A 21,738-nucleotide genomic window follows, 5' to 3' on the forward strand; every position below is an offset into this window, starting at 1 on the left:
CAGATTAGAATTGCTGTTGTCTGGCTTATTTTTCTTGTCCAGCAAGGATTTTGCTGAATACTTTGATTAGCTTAGGTATAATCTTCTGGGGCTATCCCGCTAAGTGAAGGCGAAGCAGAACTAGAAAGGAAACTACAAGAATGGCAGTATATTTTTACGGCTGTATCACCATGGATGGCTACTTGGCAGACAGCCAGCACAGAATAGACTGGCTGCATCAGCTTGGTTCTGTAGAGGATACAGGCTATGATGACTTTTACAGGCAAATGGATATCACCATCATGGGCAAGCGGACCTTTGAGGAAATCCAAGATTTGCAAGATGTAGAACGTTTTTATCAAGCTACGGAAAACTATGTCTTTACGCATGATAGGCACCTGCCTGTCAGCAATTACCAGCCAGTAGCTGGGGATGTGGTGAACTTTGTTCACCAGATTGACAAAGGCAAAAATGTCTTTGTGATTGGTGGTAATTCCTTAGTAGGACCGCTCTTGGATGCGGATCTTTTCGACCACCTTATTATTCAGATAGCGCCCCTTATCCTAGGAAAGGGGGTTCCCCTCTTTACCCAAGAGGAAGGGCAGCGTTTTTACCAACTGGATAGCCTCAGACAATTTGGTCCTTTTGCAGAGCTGGTTTTCAGCCGAAAAAGTCAGAAATAGGGAAGGAAGTGAACCGCATGATTAAAATTTACGACACCATGTCTCGTGATTTGCGAGAATTTGTCCCGATTGAGGACGGTAAAGTCAAGATGTATGTTTGTGGGCCAACCGTGTATAACTATATCCACGTGGGGAATGCTCGTTCGACGGTAGCTTTTGATACCATTCGTCGCTATTTTGAGTATCGTGGGTACGAGGTTGCCTATATTTCCAATTTTACGGATGTGGATGATAAGATTATCAACCGTGCCAAGGAAGAAGGCATCACGCCTCAGGAGGTTGCGGACAAGTACATCGCTGCCTTTCGTGAGGATGTGACGGCCTTGGGTGTCAAACCTGCGACTCGCCATCCGCGTGTGGTGGAGTTTATGGTGGATATCATCCGCTTTGTGGAAGATTTGATTGAAAAAGGCTATGCTTATGAGAGTCAAGGAGATGTCTATTTCCGTGTGGAAAAATCTCATAACTATGCCAAGTTGGCCAATAAAACCTTGGAAGATTTGGAGCTGGGTGCTTCAGGTCGTACCGATGAAGAAACGGCACGTAAGGAAAATCCTGTAGACTTTGCTCTCTGGAAAGCTGCCAAGCCAGGCGAGATTTCTTGGGATAGTCCTTGGGGACCTGGTCGTCCGGGCTGGCACATCGAGTGTTCAGTCATGTCAACAGAGATTTTAGGTGATACCATTGATATCCACGGTGGTGGAGCCGATCTGGAGTTTCCTCATCATACCAATGAAATTGCCCAGTCAGAAGCCAAAACAGGTAAGACCTTTGCCAACTACTGGATGCACAATGGCTTTGTCAATATCGACAATGTCAAGATGTCCAAGTCCTTGGGTAACTTTATCACAGTGCACGATGCTCTCAAAACTCTTGATGGACAAGTGCTTCGTTTTTTCTTTGCGACTCAACATTATCGCAAGCCTATCAACTTTACGGAAAAAGCAGTGCGGGATGCAGAGACTAATCTCAAGTATCTGAAGAATACTTACGAGCAACCATTTACAGGAAATGTGGTTACCCAAGAGTTACAAGCATTTAAAGATAAGTTTGTAGCAGCAATGGATGAAGATTTTAACGCTGCTAACGGTATCACAGTTGTCTTTGAGATGGCCAAATGGATAAACTCTGGCAACTATGATGCAAGTGTCAAGCAAGCTCTTGCGGATATGTTGGAAGTTTTTGGTATTGTCTTTATTGAGGAAGTATTGGATGCAGAGATTGAAGCCTTGATTCAAAAACGCCAAGAAGCGCGTGCCAATCGTGACTTTGCGACAGCGGACCAGATTCGTGACCAATTGGCTGCTCAAGGGATTAAGCTCCTTGATACCAAGGATGGAGTGAGGTGGACACGTGATTGATGTCAATCTCATTAACGGGATTGCGCTAGCTTTTGAGGGGGACGCGGTGTATTCTATGTATATTCGCCGTCACCTCATCCTCAAAGGTATGACCAAACCCAACAAACTCCACCAAGAAGCAACCAAGTATGTGTCAGCCAAAGCTCAGGCTCGCCTGATTTCCCTTATGTTGGAGGAGCAAGTACTGACGGAAAAAGAAGAAGAAATCTACAAACGTGGCCGCAATACCAATAGTCATACCAAGGCCAAAAATGCTGATGTGGTGACTTACCGTATGTCCACAGGATTTGAAGCAGTCATGGGCTATCTCCATATGACTGAAAATCTGGAACGTCTTGAGAGCTTGATTTCATGGTGCATCCAAAAAGTGGAGGGCTAGGACATGATGGCAAAAGAACTACAAGACTGGTTTCCTGAAGCTCAGATTTCAGACCAACCAGTAGAGAAAGAGGGCTTTCTCACTCTCCCTCTAGTTTCTCAGCAGTGGATTTTGCTGGAGGAAGCTGGGCTCAGTGAGCGTGAAAAGCAGTTGATTTCTCTTTTGACCCAGCAGGAGCAGGCTCGTTCGCTCAACCCTTGGTATTCCTATTTGATTGAGGGGAAGGGACAGGCACCACAAACTTTTAAAAAGATTCAGTTGGTTTATTGTCATCTGTCCTATTTTCAGCAGGAAAATCTAGCTTCTTGGCTAGATATGATGCGGACTCTTTTTCCTAACTGTCAGACGGTGATTCAGGTCGGAGCTCAGGATTATGTTTTCGTACTTCAACAAGATAAATACACTTCTGTACGAGCTATTTTAAGTGATACGATTGAAGCGGTTGAGTATGACTTTGGACTTCGTCTGTCAATCATGTTGGGCCAAGTTTGGTCTCAGACAGGCCATCAAGCCCTATCAGACTTGATTAAAGCAGAGCGCGATTTGTTCAAGACTTGGTGGCGTCAGGGTCACCAAGGTGTTCATACTTTTTCTCAGCTCTATCTTTGGAGTATGGGAGAAAGGCTCGTGGACCTGAGAGTCATTAAAGAATGCCTGCACCAGATGATCTTGGATCAAGATCAGATTCAGGAAATCATTCTCTCCCTTTGGGAAAATAGTGCTGTCCTAACAAAAACAGCCCAGCAACTCTATCTGCACCGCAATTCTCTCCAATACAAGATTGATAAGTGGGAAGAATTGACAGGGCTTCAGTTGAAGGAATTGACTGACCTGACCCTGTGTTATCAGTTGATTTTACCAGATATTCTCTAAAGTTTTGTGCAAGTTGCACAGAACTTTTTTGTTTTTTTGGTCATCTTGCCATAGAAATGTAAAGCGTTTTCATCTATAATAAAACTATCAAAAGACAAAAGGAGTTCACCTCATGGTAGAATTGAATCTTAAAAACATTTACAAAAAATATCCAAACAGCGAACACTACTCAGTTGAAGACTTCAACTTGGACATTAAAGACAAAGAGTTTATTGTTTTCGTAGGTCCTTCAGGATGTGGTAAATCAACAACTCTTCGTATGATTGCTGGTCTTGAAGATATCACAGAAGGTACTGCATCTATCGATGGCGTGGTTGTCAACGACGTAGCTCCAAAAGACCGTGACATCGCCATGGTATTCCAAAACTACGCTCTTTACCCACACATGACTGTTTATGACAACATGGCTTTCGGTTTGAAATTGCGTAAATACAGCAAAGAAGACATCGACAAACGTGTGCAAGAAGCAGCTGAAATCCTTGGATTGAAAGAATTCTTGGAACGTAAACCTGCTGACCTTTCAGGTGGTCAACGTCAACGTGTTGCCATGGGGCGTGCGATTGTCCGTGATGCAAAAGTATTCTTGATGGACGAACCTTTGTCAAACTTGGATGCAAAACTTCGTGTATCTATGCGTGCTGAAATCGCTAAAATCCACCGTCGTATCGGAGCTACAACTATCTACGTAACTCATGACCAAACAGAAGCGATGACACTGGCAGACCGTATCGTTATCATGTCAGCAACTAAGAACCCTGCTGGTACAGGTACTATCGGACGTGTAGAGCAAATCGGTACTCCTCAAGAAGTTTACAAAAACCCAGTGAACAAATTCGTAGCAGGATTCATCGGAAGCCCAGCTATGAACTTCATCAATGTGAAATTGGTTGGTAGCGAAATTATTTCTGACGGTTTCCGTTTGAAAGTTCCAGAAGGAGCATTGAAAGTTCTTCGTGAAAAAGGCTACGAAGGTAAAGAATTGATCTTCGGTATCCGTCCAGAAGACGTAAATGCAGAACCTGCTTTCCTTGAAACATTCCCAGAATCAGTTGTTAAAGCTACTATCTCAGTATCAGAATTGCTTGGTTCAGAATCTCACCTTTATTGCCAAGTTGGTAAAGATGAATTTGTTGCTAAAGTTGACGCTCGTGACTACTTGCAAACAGGTGCAACAGTTGAACTTGGATTTGACTTGAACAAAGCCCACTTCTTCGATGTAGAAACTGAAAAAACAGTCTACTAAGATAAATAAAACTCAAAACACTGCTAGAGAAATCTGGCAGTGTTTTTTGAGATGTGGATTGATTGAGAGGGAATTTTCTAGTTTTCATATTCTTAAAAAAGTGATAAAATGGTAGGAAGAATTGGAGAGTAGAGATGCCAAAAGAAGAGAATTTAACAGGCGAAGAAGTTGTCGCTTTAACTAAAGAATATTTAACGGAAGAGGATGTCCATTTTGTCCATAAGGCCTTGGTCTATGCGGTGGATTGCCATAGTGGTCAATACCGCAAATCAGGCGAGCCTTATATCATTCACCCTATCCAAGTGGCAGGTATTTTAGCTAAGCTCAAGTTGGATGCTGTAACAGTAGCTTGTGGTTTCTTGCATGATGTTGTGGAGGATACAGATGCGACCTTGGATGATTTGGAAAGAGAGTTTGGTTCTGATGTGCGCGTAATCGTAGATGGGGTTACCAAGCTTGGTAAGGTCGAGTACAAATCTATCGAGGAGCAATTAGCTGAAAATCATCGCAAGATGCTCATGGCTATGTCTGAGGACATCCGCGTGATCTTGGTCAAATTGTCTGACCGTTTGCACAATATGCGGACCCTGAAACATCTTCGAAAAGACAAACAGGAGCGTATTTCTAAAGAAACCATGGAAATCTATGCACCTCTTGCTCACCGTTTGGGGATTTCTAGCGTCAAATGGGAATTAGAAGATCTATCTTTCCGTTATCTCAACCCAACGGAGTTTTACAAGATTACCCATATGATGAAGGAAAAACGCAGAGAGCGTGAAGCCTTGGTGGATGAGGTGGTCACAAAATTAGAGGAATATACGACGGATCGTCACTTGAAAGGGAAGATTTACGGTCGTCCCAAGCATATTTACTCGATTTTCCGCAAAATGCAGGATAAGAGAAAACGTTTTGAGGAAATTTATGACCTGATCGCCATTCGTTGTATTTTGGATACCCAAAGTGATGTTTATGCCATGCTTGGTTACGTGCATGAGCTTTGGAAGCCTATGCCTGGTCGCTTCAAAGACTATATCGCTAACCGCAAGGCCAATGGTTATCAGTCTATCCATACGACTGTCTATGGGCCAAAAGGGCCGATTGAATTCCAGATTCGGACCAAGGAAATGCACGAGGTCGCTGAGTACGGGGTTGCGGCTCACTGGGCTTATAAGAAAGGCATCAAGGGGCAGGTTAACAGCAAGGAATCAGCTATTGGGATGAACTGGATCAAGGAGATGATGGAACTCCAAGATCAGGCTGATGATGCCAAGGAATTTGTGGATTCAGTCAAGGAAAACTATCTGGCTGAGGAGATTTACGTCTTTACCCCAGATGGAGCTGTCCGTTCACTTCCAAAAGATTCAGGACCGATTGACTTTGCCTACGAAATCCATACCAAAGTCGGTGAAAAAGCAACTGGTGCCAAGGTCAATGGTCGTATGGTTCCACTTACAACTAAGCTCAAGACAGGGGATCAGGTTGAAATTGTCACCAACCCGAACTCCTTTGGGCCAAGCCGTGATTGGCTCAATATGGTCAAGACCAGCAAGGCGCGCAATAAGATTCGTCAGTTCTTTAAAAACCAAGACAAGGAATTATCTGTCAACAAGGGCCGTGAGATGCTGATGGCTCAGTTCCAAGAAAATGGCTATATTGCCAATAAATTCATGGACAAGCGCCACATGGATCAAGTTCTGCAAAAGACCAGCTACAAGACAGAAGAATCTCTCTTTGCAGCTATTGGTTTTGGAGAAATTGGAGCTATTACTGTCTTTAACCGTCTGACCGAAAAGGAACGCCGTGAGGAAGAACGTGCCAAGGCCAAGGCGGAAGCAGAAGAACTTGTCAAAGGTGGCGAAATCAAGGTTGAGAACAAAGAAACCCTCAAGGTCAAGCATGAGGGTGGAGTGGTGATTGAAGGAGCCTCAGGTCTCCTAGTGCGAATTGCCAAGTGTTGTAATCCTGTTCCTGGTGACGATATTGTTGGCTATATCACTAAGGGGCGTGGTGTAGCTATTCACCGTGTGGACTGTATGAACCTGCGCGCCCAAGAAAACTACGAGCAACGTCTCCTTGATGTGGAGTGGGAAGACCAGTACTCTAGCTCAAATAAGGAGTATATCGCCCATATCGATATTTACGGCCTCAACCGTACAGGACTGTTGAACGATGTACTGCAAGTTCTTTCAAACACAACTAAGAATATCTCAACAGTCAACGCCCAACCAACCAAGGATATGAAGTTTGCTAATATCCATGTATCCTTCGGCATTGCCAACCTCTCGACGCTAACTACGGTTGTAGATAAGATTAAGAGCGTGCCGGAAGTATACTCTGTCAAACGGACCAACGGCTAATTGTCCTAGCTCTTACTAGAAAGGCTATTATGAAAATCATTATCCAACGGGTTACAAAAGCCCAAGTGAGTATAGAAGGCCAGATTCAGGGAAAAATCAATCAGGGGCTCTTATTGCTGGTTGGTGTTGGACCAGAGGACCAAGAGGAAGATTTGGACTATGCTGTGAGAAAACTGGTCAACATGCGGATTTTTTCAGATGCAGAAGGCAAGATGAACCTGTCTGTCAAAGATATTGAAGGAGAAATCCTTTCTATTTCTCAGTTTACCCTCTTTGCGGATACCAAGAAAGGCAATCGTCCAGCCTTCACAGGCGCAGCCAAGCCTGATATGGCATCAGATTTCTATGATGCTTTCAATCAAAAATTAGAGCAAGAAGTGCCTGTTCAGACAGGGATCTTTGGAGCGGATATGCAGGTTGAGCTGGTCAATGACGGTCCAGTTACCATTATCCTTGATACTAAAAATAGATAAGAAAGACCAAGCCCAGTCGGCTTGGTTTTTCTTATCTATCACAAAATACTCCAAAATGAAATCGTTTCTTGATAGGCTTTTGGGAAGTCTCTTTTCAGGCTTTGGCTTATGCGATAGGAAGGGATGAGGTGTCCTAGGGTTAGGAGAGTTCCCTGAAGGAAAAGTGGAATAACTCTTAAAAATAGCAAGGAGAGCATCATCAGGATATCCCATAGAAGGATTTGTAAGGCAAAGCGCCAGAATCTCGGTCTAATCTGGGAATAAAGGTGACTAAAGTGGTCACAAAGTTGGTTGGAAAGATAGGTCAATAGCACAGGATGAAAGAAAATGAGCCAACCGCTATAAATCAACATCCAATCCCAAGTAAGTCCCTCTTTAAATGTCAAAAATGCCAGCATAATTCCATCGATGATAAGGAGTTGAATGGTCTTGATGGAGATGATTTTTTTCATGCTAAAACCTCCTTTTCCTTAGAGACACTCCCATAAAGAGATGTGTTTATCGTAAAAATCTGGATAGTGTTCTCTTAGGTAGTCAGCCGTCATATAATATAAAGTAGAATGACAAGCAGTGATGATTGGCATAAGAGAGTAAAAACGCTGAGAACTAATGAAGGCTAAGAGGACAAAAAATAGAAAATCAATGGAGAGAATCCCTAAATAGTAGAAGCGAATCTTTTTATTGATTTTAGGATAAATCTCAGCGAATTGATGTTTGAGTCGGACAACCAAGCGAAATAGCAGGAGTCCTTGAGCAAGGAGGAAAATAAAACCAGAGAGCAAGAGCCACTCCAAAGATGTCTCGGGTCTTTTGTTAAAAAATGCGAATAGTAGCAAATCGATGACTGCAATTGCTGTAAAATGGATTCTAAAGAGTTTTTTCATAAGATGACCTCCCTCTTTTATCTAACTTCATTCTACTCCAAAAGAATGGGAGTTACAAGTAAAATGATAAAAATAGCAGAAGGGAGATTCTCTTAAGTCGACTTGTTTTTTTATTTAAGTTTTCTTCTATTATCTTACTTCTTCATCATTCCAGACAAATAAAGCTCCGATTGCATTGAGGATATAAAAGATGTATTTTCCGATATTGGCAAAATTTCCTTGAATACCAGCTTTTGTCAGCTGAACGAAATTGTAAATCAACCAAAAGCCCCACTGAGTTGTTAGTTTCAATGCGTTAAAAGCATTGGCAATGAGGGACAATGCAAAGGCAATAGTTGTTACGTAGGCAAGGAGATTCATCTTTCCTCCATAGCCGATATAGTTTGTCACAAAGGCAAAGAGGAAGGCGATGATTGAAATGATGATGGCCGCCAATTTTAGCTGTTTTGGCTCATTTGGTTGGGTCTGCCTTCTTGCGAAGCTTCCCATTTCTTAATAGCAAAGGTATAAATGAGGAAGGTGACGGGATAGGTAATGATAGCTGCCTTATTTCCAAGGATATAATCAATAGCACCGGACAAAATGGTATTAACAATACCAAAGTAATTTCCCCATTTGCTTAATTTTCCCGTGAAACGAGTGGATAACATGGAAATCCCAACGTTGGTTACGGAAATCAATCCAAAGGGTACAAGTGCTGTCCATGGTCCCCAGTCTACAAATTTATCGAGGCGGGAGTTGAGGTAACCAGATGCAATCGCAATCCCAACGACCAAAGCAACGCCGAAGAGGTCAAACCATTTGGATGTCGCAAAAATTTTTAGTGATTTTTTCATAGGTTAAACTATCTTTCTTTTTTTTTACAAATATTCTACAACTAAATGAAAGTAAAATCAAATGATAGAAATAAAACCCTGAAAATAAAACTTTCAGGGTTGGTAGGGTGCTTGAGAAATTAGTCGATTTTTTCGACATAGAGTTGTTTGGCAATGTCCATACTTACTTGTAAATCCTCGTTTTTACTGAGGATAGTGAAGGTATTGCTAAAGCCATCAAACTGCTGGACTTGGAGTTGGTCACCGATGTGAAGTGAGTGCTTGTCCAGATAATGGAGAATGTCAAAACTATCGTGCACCCGAGTCAGGCGGTAGGCACCAGCTTCCTTGATGTCAGCTAGTGGCAGGTTATTGATTTCAACTAAGAGTTCTCCCTTGGCAGGAATAGTTCCTCCGTGAGGGCAGGTCTTGGGGAATCCAAGTAATTTTTCTAGTCTCTCCACGAATAAATCAGAGACAGTGTGTTCCAAGACTTCAGCTTCCTCGTGAATCTGGTTACTCGTATAGTCTAAATGATGGACTAGAAAAACTTCAATCAAACGGTGCTTACGATAGAGCTCAGAGACCAGTTTGAGGCCGATGTCAGTCAGTAGATAGCCGCATTCCTTGTCCTTGAGGATGAGGTTTTCGCTCTTCATCCGTTTAATCATTTCAGTTACGGCAGGGGGAGAGACTTGCATACGAGCCGCAATTTCCTTGTTGGTAATCTTATGCAAATCTATGCCAATTTCATAAATACACTTTAGATAATCTTCTTTATTCGGGGTCATTCGTTTCCTCTTGTCTAATATCTTTATCTAGTATATCAAAAAAAGCTAGATTTCTCTAGCTATCTGCCACAATGGCTTCTAATTTAGTTCTTTAGCAGCTGCAATTGCGGCTTCGAAGTTTGGTTCAGAGTTGATATTGTCAACGTATTCAACGTAGCGAATCGTATTGTCAGTATCGAGGACAAAGACTGCGCGTGCCAATAAGTGCCACTCATTGATTAAGAGGGCATAATCACGTCCAAAGGAATGGTCGAAATAGTCTGAGAGCATGATGGCATTTTCAATTCCCTCAGCACCACACCAACGTTTTTGGGCAAACGGTAGGTCCATTGAAACAGTCAAGACAACTGTATTATCCAGTCTAGCCAGTTCTTCATTAAAACGACGCGTTTGAGTTGAGCAGATACCTGTATCGATAGAAGGTACGACACTCAAGACTTTTTTCTTGCCATCAAAATCAGCCAGAGATTTTTTAGAAAGGTCTGTTGTAGTGAGAGAAAAATCAAGTGCCTTGTCGCCGACTTGTAGTTGTTTACCTGTAAAGCTCACAGGATTTCCGAGAAAAGTTACCATAAGATACTCCAATCTTTTTTCTTCCATTTTAGCTGAAAAGGTCGGAATTTTCCAATGATTTGACTGGAAATGTGGGCATAGAAAAAACGCCAGCTCATGTGAGAATGACGTTTTTCAAAGGATTATTTAGCCAATCCTTCAGCAATCTTATCAAGGTTGTATTTCATCATGTTGTAGTAGCTGTCGCCTTCTTTACCTTGTTCTGCGATAGAGTCAGTAAAGATTTGTGCGTAGATTGGGATGTTTGTGTCTTGTGAAACAGTCTTCATTGGACGGTCATCCACACTTGATTCTACAAAGAGTGAAGGAGTTTTTGTTTGGCGAAGTTTTTCAACCAAGGTCTTGATTTGGTCAGGAGTTCCTTCTTCTTCAGTATTGATTTCCCAAATATAGGCACTTGGGACACCGTAGGCTTTAGAGAAGTATTTGAAGCATCCTTCACTGGTTACGATCAATTTCTTCTCAGCAGGGATGTTGTTAAATTTCTCCTTAGCTTCCTTGTCAAGTTTGTCTAGCTTATCAGTATATTCTTTGAGATTTTTTTCGTAGAATTCCTTGTTGCTAGGGTCTTTAGCGCTCAATTGTTTTGCGATATTCTTAGCAAAAATCATCCCATTTTCAAGGTTGAGCCAAGCGTGTGGGTCTTCTTTGCCTTTTTCGTTTTGGCCTTCAAGGTAGATAACATCAACGCCTTCGCTGACTGCAAAGTAGTCTTTGTTTTCAGTTTTCTTAGCATTTTCTACCAATTTTGTAAACCAAGCATTGCCACCTGTTTCAAGGTTGATCCCGTTATAGAAAATCAAATCAGCTTGAGATGTTTTCTTAACGTCTTCAGGAAGTGGTTCGTATTCGTGTGGGTCTTGACCAACAGGAACGATACTGTGAAGATCAATCTTGTCACCAGCAATATTTTTAGTAATATCAGCAATGATTGAGTTTGTAGCAACAACTTTTAGTTTTTGACCAGAAGCTGCATCTTTTTTTCCGCTAGCACATGCTACAAGAGCAATGACGGAAAGAAAGAGAACGAGTAATGTACCTAATTTTTTCATTAGATCCTCCAATTTATTGGGGTTTTGCCCCTTATTTTAACAAATGTTTATTTTTCAGTTTCAAATATCGTTGTTTTGGAGCGATAAAGAAGCTAATGAGAAAGAAACTAGCGGCTGTGAGCACGATACTAGAACCTGCCGCAACGTTAAAGCTATAGCCGATAAAGAGCCCCAAAACTGAAGCTGTGGCTCCAAAGGTTGAGGAAAGGAAAATCATGCTTTTTAGGCTATTAGCATACAGATAAGCAGTTGCAGCTGGGGTGATCAGCATGGCTACAATCAGGATAGTTCCGACACTTTGCATGGCTGTCACAGACACGAGAGTTAGAAGTACCATGAGAAGGTAGTGATAGAAATTGACAGGCATTCCCATGGCTTTAGCCAAGAGTTCATCAAAGGAAGTTATCAAGAGTTGCTTGAAGAAAATCCAGATTAACAAGAGAATGGCTGCTCCTACACCCATAGTAATAAACATATCCGTATCTTGGACGGCCAAGATATTACCAAAAAGGATATGGAAAAGGTCAGTTGAACTTTTAGCGACACTAATCAAGATGATACCGAGGGCTAAGAAAGAAGAAAAGGTAATGCCGATGGCGGTATCGCTTTTGATAATCGAGTTTCCCTTGATGTAGGTAATGATGATAGCAGCTAGTAGTCCAAAGACAATGGCTCCGATAAAGAAGTCAAGGCCCAAGATAAAGGAGAGGGCTACACCTGGCAAGACAGCATGTGAAATGGCATCTCCCATGAGTGACATCCCGCGTAGGATGATGAAACATCCCACAGCTCCAGCTACGACCCCGATGACAATGGCTGTTATCAAGGCATTTTGTAGGAAATGGAATTTTTGTAATCCATCGATAAATTCTGCAATCATAGGTCACCTCCACTGAAAAAGAGTCGATTACCGTAAGCTTCTTTAAGATTGGCTTCGGTAAAGGTTTCTTTGGTTGGACCAAAGGCAATCACTTCTCGATTGACAAGCAAGACTTGATCGAAGTAGTGGGGAACCTTGCTGAGGTCGTGGTGGACGATGAGAACCGTCTTCCCAGCTTTTTTCAGATCTCTCAGCGTATTCATGATGATTTCCTCACTGACAGAGTCAATCCCAACAAAGGGTTCATCCAAGAGGATATAGTCAGCTTCCTGCACCAAACATCTGGCAATCAAGACCCGCTGGAACTGACCTCCAGATAGTTGACTGATTTGACGTTCAGCATAGTCAGCTAGGCCGACGATTTCAAGGGCTTCTTGCACTTTCTTCCAATGTTTAGCATTTAAACTGCGAAAGAGAGGAATAGAGGGAAATAGTCCTAGCGAGACGCATTCCTTGACCTTGATGGGAAAGTTGTAGTCGATATTGATTTTTTGTTCGACATAGGCAATTCGGTGTAAGGATTTTTTAACTTCCTTGTCATCGAGAAATGCCTGACCTTGATGTGGGATAATTCCCAGCATACCTTTTAATAATGTTGATTTTCCAGCACCGTTTGGACCAATGATTCCGGTAATTGTTGGTCCTTGGAGCACTAGTGAAATATCCTTAAGTGCCAACGTTTCTTTGTAGGAGACACTGAGGTTTTCGATACGTATCATAAACTTGTATTCCTCCTAACTCTTAATATACCTTAAAAAAAAAATTAAGTCAAGTTAATTTTTAAAAAATTTAAAATAATAACTGAAAATAATGAAAAAGGAAAGTCCATTTTTAATTGCATTCCCAAGCAATTTTTGTTAAGCTAGCAATAACTTAAAAAATGAAAGCGAGAACAAGATGACACGTTATCAAGATGATTTTTATGATGCAATCAATGGAGAATGGCAACAGACAGCTGAAATCCCAGCAGATAAGTCTCAAACAGGAGGTTTTGTTGATTTAGATCAGGAAATTGAAGACTTGATGCTTGCGACAACAGACAAGTGGTTGGCAGGAGAAGAGGTGCCTGAGGATGCTATCTTAGTAAACTTCGTCAAATACCACCGCCTAGTTCGTGATTTTGACAAGAGAGAAGCTGACGGTATCACACCTGTCTTACCACTCCTTAAAGAATTCCAAGAGTTGGAGACTTTTGCGGATTTTACAGCTAGACTAGCAGAGTTTGAACTTGCAGGAAAACCAAACTTCCTTCCTTTTGGTGTATCGCCAGACTTTATGGATGCTAGAATCAATGTTCTATGGGCCAGTGCTCCAAGCACAATCCTGCCAGATACGACCTACTATGCAGAAGACCATCCTCAGCGCGAAGAGCTCTTGACTCTTTGGAAAGAAAGCAGCGCAAATCTCCTCAAGGCTTATGATTTCTCTGATGCAGAAATTGAAGACTTGTTAGAGAAAAGACTAGAATTGGACCGTCGAGTTGCGTCAGTGGTGCTTTCTAATGAAGAAAGTTCAGAGTATGCTAAACTATACCATCCATATGCTTACGAAGATTTCAAGAAATTTGCGCATGCCCTACCTTTGGATGACTTCTTCCAAGCCGTTCTTGGACAAGTGCCAGACAAGGTTATTGTAGACGAGGAACGCTTCTGGCAAGTAGCAGATCAATTCTATAGTGAAGAGGCCTGGCCTCTCCTCAAGGCAACCTTAATTTTAAGTGTTGTCAATCTCTCAACCAGCTATTTAACAGAAGAAATCCGTGTCTTGTCAGGTGCCTATAGCCGTGCGCTTTCAGGAGTTCCAGAAGCCAAAGACAAGGTCAAGGCAGCCTACCAGCTAGCACAAGGTCCTTTCAAACAAGCCTTGGGTCTCTGGTATGCCCATGAAAAATTCTCTCCAGAGGCCAAGGCAGATGTGGAGAAAAAAGTGGCAACCATGATTGATGTCTATAAGGAACGCTTGGCTAAAAATGACTGGCTAACTCCTGAAACTCGTGATAAGGCCATCGTCAAACTCAATGTCATCAAGCCTTATATCGGTTACCCAGAAGAATTGCCAGAACGTTATAAGGACAAGGTAGTGGATGAGACTGCTAGTCTTTTTGACAATGCTCTAGCCTTTGCGCGTGTGGAAATCAAACACAGTTGGAGCAAGTGGAACCAGCCTGTAGACTACAAGGAGTGGGGCATGCCTGCTCATATGGTCAATGCCTACTACAATCCTCAGAAGAACCTGATTGTCTTCCCAGCAGCTATTTTACAGGCGCCTTTCTATGACTTACATCAGTCGTCTTCTGCTAACTACGGTGGTATTGGGGCAGTTATTGCCCATGAAATTTCCCACGCCTTTGATACCAACGGAGCTTCCTTTGATGAAAATGGTAGTCTCAAGGATTGGTGGACAGAGAGTGACTATGCTGCCTTCAAGGAGAAAACACAAAAAGTTATTGACCAATTTGATGGACAAGATTCTTATGGAGCAACCATTAATGGTAAATTGACTGTGTCAGAAAACGTGGCTGACTTGGGAGGAATCGCTGCAGCGCTTGAAGCAGCTAAGAGAGAACCGGACTTCTCAGCAGAAGAATTCTTCTACAACTTCGGTCGCATCTGGCGCATGAAAGGTCGTCCAGAATTTATGAAACTCTTGGCTAGCGTCGATGTGCACGCACCAGCCAAACTCCGTGTCAATGTACAAGTACCAAACTTCGATGATTTCTTTACAACCTATGATGTCAAAGAAGGAGACGGTATGTGGCGTTCACCAGAAGACCGCGTGATTATTTGGTAATGAATCGAATCTAATACTAAGATCCGTAAATCTGCATAGGATGGGTTAAAGAGGTTAACATGAAGAAATTTTTAATGATGCTTTCAGCTATTCTTACTGTTTTTGTTTTAGCATCTTGTGGTGCAAACAAAAAGGATGAAAAAATAGAACCTTCGGCAACACAATCATCTTCTACCAAAGAGGAACAGAAGGAAGGCTCTACGAAGTCAGAGAGCCAAACTAGTACAAGTTCTTCAATGGCAACGCCGTCAACAACAATGGAAACGAAAAGCGAAACAGGAAAAGATTTGTACGAGGGAGTAATAGAGCGGTACAATCACTATCAGGTCCTTTTAAGTAGTGGTGACCGAGAATCCTTGTATGAAAAGTTGAAACAGAACAAGATTTTTTCTGAAGAGTATGGCTATATCTTTACACTAAGCACCTACGATAAACCAGCTAGTCTTCATTATGTATACGCTGATTTAAATAATGACGGTCAAGATGAATTGATTATTGGAGATAAAAAATATATAGGGGCCATTTACTATTTAGAGAATAAACAACCCAAGTTGCTTCATACAGCTTATGTAGCTTCTGCAGGTGGTTTTCGTTCCAGTTTAGTTATTTATGAAAACGGTCAAGTCAGATATGCAGACTGGCAGTCAACACGACCAGAAATGAACTTAAGTCTGTATGCTTTTAATAAAGACGGAGTCCAGAAGATTAAAGAAGGAATATTTCAAATTGGTAGTGATCAAAAACCAGAGCAAATCTTAGAGATTTCTTCTAATGAAGTTGATTTAGCTAAATTTGAATGGAAAGAATTTGAGCCAGCTAACTAATGTTCTATGAAATTCAATACTAGGCTAGATTCTAACATCAAAGAATGGAGAATTGAATAGCAATACACAAAAACCAAGGATAAAAATTCCTTGGTTTTTTGCTAGCTAGAAAAATGGATTAAAAGTCTTTTCGTGAGCGATGGTCGTAGCTGGACCATGCCCTGGATAGACATCATAGTTTGGTAGGGTGAAGAGTTGGGTCTGGATACTATGGAGTAGCTGCTCCGTACTACCAGTCGGAAGGTCGGTTCGTCCAATAGTTTCACGGAATAGGGCATCTCCTGTCAAGACTAGGTGAGCATCAGGAAAGACGATAGAAACACCACCGATAGAGTGCCCTGGTGTTGGCAAGACAGTGAAACGAAATTCCTCTAGTTGATATTCTTCATGAAAGCTAAAGGTGTGTTCTGCAGGTTTTGCGACCACATCTGCCATATCATCGTGGCGAGGAAGCCCAGAGAGATTATCGACGGGAGTATAGAGCCAGCTGGCTTCGCTCTGTGCGATATAGACAGGAGGATTGCCAAAAGTCTCGCGAACCAAGTCCAGACTCATGATATGGTCATAATGGGCGTGGGTCAAGAGAATAGCACAGATCGGTTTGTTGATGTTCTCTATTGTCTGACGAATGGCTTCCCAATGGCTACCAGGATCAACAACGATGAGGTTCTTTTCACCTTCCAGGTAATAGGTGTTTTCATAGGCAACAGGATTCACAGTTTTATGGATTTTCATACTAGCTCCAATCTCAAAGAATGTACTAAATTAAGTATAGCACAGTTAGGGGGAATAAAGTAGACAGAAAGTTTTTCTTTATAGAAGGTTACTTGCTATCTACTTCATTCTGTCTAAAATAGAGATAGCTATTTTTAGAGTTATGAACTAGCTAGAGATTTTAATTGACTGGGATTTAAAATAAAGCTAATGAGCTGGAGAGTGAATTAATGAAACAAGTAAATTGTACTCTGTATTAGAAGGAAGTTTGTAAAAAAGGAAATAAAATATACATGTAAGGTTAAATTGAATCAATATACTAATTTAACAAAAATAGAGTATGAGACCTGTAACAGCTTGCTACATATTATTTTACAAGTAAAAAAATCTGAAAATTGTTGTATTTTTGGAAAATATTTATTTTAAATTTAGAATAAAAAAATAAGTCATTTTATTTGCTACAGACTAGAAAATATGATATCATAAAGTTGTATGTTGTAGACAATTTTATGATATCAAGCTTCACTTCTAACATCTTTTGTTTCATCTGAGGTTACCTGTGAGTTTTCGATATCAATAACTTGTAAATCGACATCAAAATAAAAAAAGGAGGTTGTGGGTCTAAATGAAAGGCAAGCAACAACAAGATTTTAGAGTAGAAAAGTACATCCGTTATGGTATCCGGAAATATAGCTTTGGAGCAGCATCAGTAGCAATTGCAGCTGGTTTGATGTTCCTTGGAAATGGTGCGGTATCAGCAACGGAAGTTCAAGGTGCTGAAGCATCAGTAGCTGCAGCTACTGCCCCAGCAAATCAAGCGGATTCTAATAAAGAGAAGGAAGCCGTTAAGCCAGAAACTAAAGTAGAGGAAGCTAAACCAGAGGTTAAAGCAGAGAAAGCTAAACCAGAGGAAGCTCCGAAAGAAGTAGTAGCTCCTAAATTGGATAAGGCTCAATTAGAAGCTTATGTTAACCAGGTAGCAGGAAATATAGCTGCAGGTAAATATGCAAACAAGACAGACGAAAGTTTGGCTCTTTTGAATGCAGATTTGGAAGCGGCAAAAGCAGCTCTTTCAAGTGCTACTAGTCAAGATGAGTTAAAAGCTGCTTACAACAAACTTGTAACAACTGTAAACTCAAAACTACAAAACAAACCAGTTGAGAAAAAAGAAACTCCAGCAGTTGATACTACAAATGGTAAAGAAACTGTAGGGAAGAGAGCGGGAAATACTGAGAAAAAATCTGAGTCAAACGCAATTGAAAACACTGGTTCTAAAGATGAACGTAATGGCAAAGAACTAGTCCAAGGTTCACACTTACGTTCGGCTAGTGAAGGCTATACCTTAGCTTCTACAGAACTTAGAAAAGAAAACGGTGAGTTTGCAACAGCTACTGGTAAAACATATAAAACATTGGATAACAATGATACGTATCGTATCTATGTTAAAGGATTCCAATCTGAAAACACAGAAACAGTAGCTAGAAACAATCCACAACCTGGGACTGGTGCACGTACTGACCTTCCTTTATCAAAAACAGAAGCTCAAAAACTTGGGCGTGAAGCAGCGATGTGGAATAATAAACTCCGTGCAAGTGGTCAAAATAATAATACTAATTCATATGGATCAGGTGGAGCTTATGAGTACTTAGCGACAGAAATCTATGGCTACACTTATGAACAAGGTAACCATTATGTTTATCTTAAAGATGTAACTAAACGTTTCGAGTTGAGTGATGCAGCTAAAGCAGCAGGATATACTATCAAGAAAGTCACTCCAATGAACTTACCGCCAGGTTTAGGTTATAACGCAAATTCGGATACTGTAGAAGGTTACATCGGAGCAAATATTCAAAATGGTGTTTATGACTTCCGTTATGAATTAACTGTTGCAAAAGACGGTACTGAGCAAAAAGTGTACTTCCGTGACCTACAAGCTGGTTGGATTGGTTGGCAAGATTCAACAGCACCTAGAATTCAGGGAAAATCAACAATGGTAACTGTTGGAGATCAAGTTAGTCATAATTTGGAATATGTTGATAATGATGGTGTAAATAGGGATACGCGAGCTAACTATCAACGTGAAGATGGTTCTAAGTTTGTAGCAGGATCTAAAACGTCACCAGCATCAAGTAGAAAACCAGCAGAATTTGTGGCAGCTGATGGAACTAAAGTGAGATCTATGTCCAACCCTCAAACAGTTACTGCTTATACAACATTAAATGGTAAAACACTTGGTAAAAATGGTGAGAAACCAGTATCTCTTGATGATACTATTCCAGGATTGACATATGCTCCAGAGACAGGTTTAATTACAGGGACACCAACAGAAGCTGGAATCTTTACTGTTGCTGCTTTGGCAAAAGACTACAACTCTGCAAATGCATGGGACATGAACGGTCAAGAAGCTCATGAAAACCTTACAGTTGCGGTTGCACCTAAGATTACAGTGAAAAACGTCGAGGCTTATGCAACTAACGTTCCTGTAACAATTTCTAAAGGTGCTAATAAAGCTGAAATCACAACGCCAGACGGAAAAGTAACTAAGTTAGTTGTTAAAGATGGAAACTGGGTTGTTGCAGCAGGTACAACTAATACGGCTGTAGAAGAGGGTGCGACTTTGGCAGCAGTATCTACTTCAGGTGATACGACTATCAACTTAGCAGTTGAAGCAGAATCGACGAAATATGTTGGCGTCGATAGTATTACTGCGAAAGCAACTACTGATAAAGTTCAAGCATATCTTCAACGTGATACAGTAACTGTTAAAGATCACAATCAAAAAGAATATGTAGCAACATTTAACCGTGCGACAGGTAAATACACACTTCCAAATGAAGATGCATATCACTTGGTTGATAACGGTGATGGAACTTCCACTTTAACTGAACGTCGTATTTATACTGAGGCTCAAGCGAATGGTGACGTTAAGCTCTTTGTTTACGAATTTACTCGTAAATGGAGTGCTAGCTCTACAGCTGCGAATCTTGTTGATAGAGTAGCAGAAATTCGTGCTAAAGGTGAAGTGAAAGAAGTAGGAGATGTTTTCCGCACGGAGACACTATTACCGAATGACCAAACTTCTTCTACTCAAGGTAGAACAATTAAAGTAAGTTACGATTCAGTATCTAATCAATGGACAGCTTCTGATGGTTCTAAAGTGACTGCGACAGAATCAAATGCTGGTTGGAAAATTTCAACTAATTCAGGATTTAGTGGTTATGTAGCTTATCGTGAAGCAGTAGGCACTGATTTAGCTTCTATTCAGAATGCTAAACCAAACTCAACATCAACAAGTTATTCTGAAAATAAAGGAACAACAGTTAACTTAATTGCTTCACCAAAGGCAAATGTTAAATTTACCGATGCAATCGATGATAAATCTAATGCTGAGAATTCAGATATTATCCAAACAAAAGTTACAGTAACTGACCCAGATGGAGCACAAACAGTATTTGATGCTGCAAAAGCAGAAGAGGCTGCTTACATTGCTGCGCAACGTTCTGCAGCTGAAAAAACGAATATTGCTGCTCAAGCGGTGAAAGATAATCAAGAGGCTCAAAATACATTAGCAAACTTGCAAGAACGTTTAGATCGCCTTACTAGAATTGCAGAAGATGCTCAATTGGCATTGGATAATCTAAAGCTTCGTTCAATTTCACCGACAGCTGAAAAAATGGCTCAAGATGCACTTGATAAAGCAAATGAGCTTAAAGCAGCCACTGAAGCAGAAATTGCCGCTTCTAAAGGAAGTGTTGCAACTCTTGATACAAAAGTAACTACATCTCGTGCAGACGCATTGGCGGCTGAGAAAGCTGTTGAATTGGCTCGCACTGCTTTGATTAATGCAGCTCAAACTAATCTAGCAAATGCAACAGCATATACTCTTAATAAACTTGGACGTTACAAAGTAACAGTTTCAGGAGTAGACTCAAATGGTGTTGTTACTACACCTACAGTAGGTGGAACTGATTCTGGAGCTTTGACTGATGATGCGGTTACAGAAACAACATACTACATCGTAGTAACAGAACCAGAGAAATCATCAGGTGCTCAAGGTCAAAAACAAACTGACTCAATGGCCGACAATTTCAATGATGGAAAAGAAGGAACTACAGTATCAAATTACAAACTAGTAGATCCAAAAACAGGAGCTAAAGTTGAATCTTTAACAACTGAAGAAGGAACTTATACTGTAGATCCAACGACAGGTGAAGTAACGTTCACTCCAGTAGAAGGATTTGTAGGAACTGCAAATCCAGTAACAGTAGCAGCTGATGTAACATTTAATGATGAATCAGGAAATCCAGTAACAGTAGCGGTAGAAAATGCATATACACCAACTGTATACGGAATTGCACCATCTGCAGATGAAACTACAGGAAAACAAGGACAAACTCAAACCTCTAAATCAGGAAAAGATCGTTTCTCTGAATTAAATAATACAGATAATACACTAGATGGCACAAATGTTGACTGGACAACAGCTGCCTACTCATTAGAAGGAGCTAATGCTGAAGGTAAAGTGGTAGTTGATGGAGAAGGAACATACACAATTGATCCAACAACAGGTGTAGTAACATTTGAACCACTTCCAACATTTACAGGAAAAGCTAAAGGTGTTAATGTACAAGTATCAGTAACAGCAACTGATTCAGAAGGAAATAAAGTTCCAGTTACTTCAAAAGGTAAATATACTCCAGAAGTAACACCAGTAACACCGACAGGAGCACCAGTTACATCTGAAGGTAAACAAGGTCAAGAACAAACAGGTAAACCTGTCTTTACACAAGGTGATGAAACAGCTCCAATTACTATTAACGAGCAGCAACCAGCTAAATTTGTAGTAAATGGACAACCAGTTGATGACAAAGAAATTCCAGCAACAAAAGATGGAAAAGAAGTTGGTAAATACGTAATCGATCCATTAACAGGTGTTGTAACATTTAAACCAAACAAAGACTTTGTTGGTACACCAGATCCAGCAACTGTTGAAGTTAAAGATAAGAATGGAACACCAGCAACAGCTACTTATACTCCAACAGTAACTCCAGTAACACCAACAGCAGA

The 21,738-nt window shown here is 41.0% G+C and carries 19 protein-coding genes and 1 pseudogene; 10 read left to right on the forward strand and 10 right to left on the reverse strand.

What is annotated here, in order from left to right; genetic code table 11:
- The first annotated feature begins 140 nt into the window (after positions 1-140).
- From HMPREF2701_RS01375 to dtd, 7 genes are all read left to right on the forward strand, one after another.
- The gene (locus HMPREF2701_RS01375; protein ID WP_070481887.1) at positions 141-662 is read left to right on the forward strand and encodes a dihydrofolate reductase family protein; all 522 of its coding nucleotides are present in this window, start codon (positions 141-143) and stop codon (positions 660-662) included.
- A 17-nt stretch (positions 663-679) separates the two neighbouring features.
- Positions 680-2,023, forward strand: a complete 1,344-nt coding sequence (cysS, locus tag HMPREF2701_RS01380; RefSeq protein ID WP_070481889.1) for a cysteine--tRNA ligase — start codon at positions 680-682, stop codon at positions 2,021-2,023.
- Positions 2,016-2,402 (forward strand): Mini-ribonuclease 3, encoded by a 387-nt coding sequence (locus HMPREF2701_RS01385; protein WP_000567927.1) that lies wholly within the window; start codon positions 2,016-2,018, stop codon positions 2,400-2,402. The genes cysS and HMPREF2701_RS01385 overlap by 8 nt, the downstream gene beginning before the upstream one ends.
- 3 nt (positions 2,403-2,405) lie before the next feature.
- A complete protein-coding gene (locus tag HMPREF2701_RS01390) occupies positions 2,406-3,275 on the forward strand; it encodes a helix-turn-helix domain-containing protein (protein ID WP_070481891.1) in 870 nt (289 codons plus the stop codon).
- A gap of 112 nt (positions 3,276-3,387) precedes the next feature.
- Positions 3,388-4,518, forward strand: a complete 1,131-nt coding sequence (locus tag HMPREF2701_RS01395; protein ID WP_000229949.1) for an ABC transporter ATP-binding protein — start codon at positions 3,388-3,390, stop codon at positions 4,516-4,518.
- A 134-nt stretch (positions 4,519-4,652) separates the two neighbouring features.
- Positions 4,653-6,875 carry a RelA/SpoT family protein gene (locus HMPREF2701_RS01400; RefSeq protein ID WP_070481893.1) on the forward strand — a complete coding sequence of 741 codons (2,223 nt, stop codon included), beginning with the start codon at positions 4,653-4,655 and terminating at the stop codon, positions 6,873-6,875.
- A 29-nt stretch (positions 6,876-6,904) separates the two neighbouring features.
- Positions 6,905-7,348, forward strand: coding sequence for a D-aminoacyl-tRNA deacylase (gene dtd, locus HMPREF2701_RS01405; protein ID WP_070481895.1), 444 nt, complete (start codon positions 6,905-6,907; stop codon positions 7,346-7,348).
- Positions 7,349-7,386: 38 nt separating this feature from the next.
- Here the strand turns inward: dtd and HMPREF2701_RS10535 are convergent, their stop codons facing one another.
- From HMPREF2701_RS10535 to HMPREF2701_RS01450, 9 genes and pseudogenes are all read right to left on the reverse strand, one after another.
- The gene (locus HMPREF2701_RS10535; protein WP_083281704.1) at positions 7,387-7,800 is read right to left on the reverse strand and encodes a hypothetical protein; all 414 of its coding nucleotides are present in this window, start codon (positions 7,798-7,800) and stop codon (positions 7,387-7,389) included.
- 18 nt (positions 7,801-7,818) lie between these two features.
- The gene (locus HMPREF2701_RS01415) at positions 7,819-8,232 is read right to left on the reverse strand and encodes a hypothetical protein (RefSeq protein ID WP_070481897.1); all 414 of its coding nucleotides are present in this window, start codon (positions 8,230-8,232) and stop codon (positions 7,819-7,821) included.
- Between the two features lie 129 nt (positions 8,233-8,361).
- Positions 8,362-9,068, reverse strand: a pseudogene (locus tag HMPREF2701_RS01420) (nicotinamide mononucleotide transporter).
- A complete protein-coding gene (locus HMPREF2701_RS11590; protein WP_042898761.1) occupies positions 9,025-9,207 on the reverse strand; it encodes a hypothetical protein in 183 nt (60 codons plus the stop codon). Before HMPREF2701_RS11590 ends, HMPREF2701_RS01420 begins: the two are co-directional and overlap by 44 nt.
- Positions 9,188-9,838, reverse strand: a complete 651-nt coding sequence (locus HMPREF2701_RS01430; protein WP_061590521.1) for a metal-dependent transcriptional regulator — start codon at positions 9,836-9,838, stop codon at positions 9,188-9,190. Before HMPREF2701_RS01430 ends, HMPREF2701_RS11590 begins: the two co-directional genes overlap by 20 nt.
- Before the next feature lie 78 nt (positions 9,839-9,916).
- Complete coding sequence (tpx, locus tag HMPREF2701_RS01435) at positions 9,917-10,411, reverse strand: thiol peroxidase (protein WP_070481905.1); 495 nt, start codon at positions 10,409-10,411, stop codon at positions 9,917-9,919.
- Positions 10,412-10,533: 122 nt separating this feature from the next.
- The gene (psaA, locus tag HMPREF2701_RS01440) at positions 10,534-11,463 is read right to left on the reverse strand and encodes a metal ABC transporter substrate-binding lipoprotein/adhesin PsaA (protein ID WP_000733076.1); all 930 of its coding nucleotides are present in this window, start codon (positions 11,461-11,463) and stop codon (positions 10,534-10,536) included.
- A gap of 31 nt (positions 11,464-11,494) precedes the next feature.
- Positions 11,495-12,343: a metal ABC transporter permease gene (locus HMPREF2701_RS01445; protein ID WP_000559776.1), complete on the reverse strand. Its 849-nt coding sequence runs from the start codon at positions 12,341-12,343 to the stop codon at positions 11,495-11,497.
- The gene (locus tag HMPREF2701_RS01450) at positions 12,340-13,062 is read right to left on the reverse strand and encodes a metal ABC transporter ATP-binding protein (protein WP_000619165.1); all 723 of its coding nucleotides are present in this window, start codon (positions 13,060-13,062) and stop codon (positions 12,340-12,342) included. Before HMPREF2701_RS01450 ends, HMPREF2701_RS01445 begins: the two co-directional genes overlap by 4 nt.
- Before the next feature lie 178 nt (positions 13,063-13,240).
- Here HMPREF2701_RS01450 and pepO point away from each other — a divergent pair, with 178 nt between their 5' ends.
- Together pepO and HMPREF2701_RS01460 are read left to right on the forward strand one after the other, a co-directional pair.
- Complete coding sequence (pepO, locus tag HMPREF2701_RS01455) at positions 13,241-15,133, forward strand: endopeptidase PepO (protein WP_070481899.1); 1,893 nt, start codon at positions 13,241-13,243, stop codon at positions 15,131-15,133.
- 59 nt (positions 15,134-15,192) lie between these two features.
- Complete coding sequence (locus HMPREF2701_RS01460; protein WP_061590516.1) at positions 15,193-15,957, forward strand: LptM family lipoprotein; 765 nt, start codon at positions 15,193-15,195, stop codon at positions 15,955-15,957.
- Positions 15,958-16,062: 105 nt separating this feature from the next.
- Here HMPREF2701_RS01460 and HMPREF2701_RS01465 read toward each other — a convergent pair whose 3' ends face one another.
- The gene (locus tag HMPREF2701_RS01465; protein ID WP_061590515.1) at positions 16,063-16,692 is read right to left on the reverse strand and encodes an MBL fold metallo-hydrolase; all 630 of its coding nucleotides are present in this window, start codon (positions 16,690-16,692) and stop codon (positions 16,063-16,065) included.
- A gap of 604 nt (positions 16,693-17,296) precedes the next feature.
- Between HMPREF2701_RS01465 and HMPREF2701_RS01470 the strand changes: the two genes are divergently transcribed.
- Positions 17,297-21,738: YSIRK-type signal peptide-containing protein (locus HMPREF2701_RS01470; protein WP_148130493.1), on the forward strand; the 4,442-nt coding region annotated here is incomplete at its 3' end.

The organism is Streptococcus sp. HMSC077D04 (genome assembly GCF_001808785.1).
In the GTDB taxonomy this organism is placed as follows: Bacteria; Bacillota; Bacilli; order Lactobacillales; family Streptococcaceae; genus Streptococcus; species Streptococcus mitis_BX.

Coding starts and splice junctions, on each gene's coding strand:
- HMPREF2701_RS10535 (WP_083281704.1), bottom strand. CDS start 7,800: ATGAAAAAAATCATCTCCATCAAGACCATTCAACTCCTTATCATCGAT.
- HMPREF2701_RS11590 (WP_042898761.1), bottom strand. CDS start 9,207: ATGTCGAAAAAATCGACTAATTTCTCAAGCACCCTACCAACCCTGAAA.
- dtd (WP_070481895.1), top strand. CDS start 6,905: ATGAAAATCATTATCCAACGGGTTACAAAAGCCCAAGTGAGTATAGAA.
- HMPREF2701_RS01450 (WP_000619165.1), bottom strand. CDS start 13,062: ATGATACGTATCGAAAACCTCAGTGTCTCCTACAAAGAAACGTTGGCA.
- tpx (WP_070481905.1), bottom strand. CDS start 10,411: ATGGTAACTTTTCTCGGAAATCCTGTGAGCTTTACAGGTAAACAACTA.
- HMPREF2701_RS01375 (WP_070481887.1), top strand. CDS start 141: ATGGCAGTATATTTTTACGGCTGTATCACCATGGATGGCTACTTGGCA.
- HMPREF2701_RS01415 (WP_070481897.1), bottom strand. CDS start 8,232: ATGAAAAAACTCTTTAGAATCCATTTTACAGCAATTGCAGTCATCGAT.
- psaA (WP_000733076.1), bottom strand. CDS start 11,463: ATGAAAAAATTAGGTACATTACTCGTTCTCTTTCTTTCCGTCATTGCT.
- HMPREF2701_RS01445 (WP_000559776.1), bottom strand. CDS start 12,343: ATGATTGCAGAATTTATCGATGGATTACAAAAATTCCATTTCCTACAA.
- HMPREF2701_RS01465 (WP_061590515.1), bottom strand. CDS start 16,692: ATGAAAATCCATAAAACTGTGAATCCTGTTGCCTATGAAAACACCTAT.
- HMPREF2701_RS01390 (WP_070481891.1), top strand. CDS start 2,406: ATGATGGCAAAAGAACTACAAGACTGGTTTCCTGAAGCTCAGATTTCA.
- HMPREF2701_RS01460 (WP_061590516.1), top strand. CDS start 15,193: ATGAAGAAATTTTTAATGATGCTTTCAGCTATTCTTACTGTTTTTGTT.
- HMPREF2701_RS01430 (WP_061590521.1), bottom strand. CDS start 9,838: ATGACCCCGAATAAAGAAGATTATCTAAAGTGTATTTATGAAATTGGC.
- HMPREF2701_RS01395 (WP_000229949.1), top strand. CDS start 3,388: ATGGTAGAATTGAATCTTAAAAACATTTACAAAAAATATCCAAACAGC.
- cysS (WP_070481889.1), top strand. CDS start 680: ATGATTAAAATTTACGACACCATGTCTCGTGATTTGCGAGAATTTGTC.
- pepO (WP_070481899.1), top strand. CDS start 13,241: ATGACACGTTATCAAGATGATTTTTATGATGCAATCAATGGAGAATGG.
- HMPREF2701_RS01400 (WP_070481893.1), top strand. CDS start 4,653: ATGCCAAAAGAAGAGAATTTAACAGGCGAAGAAGTTGTCGCTTTAACT.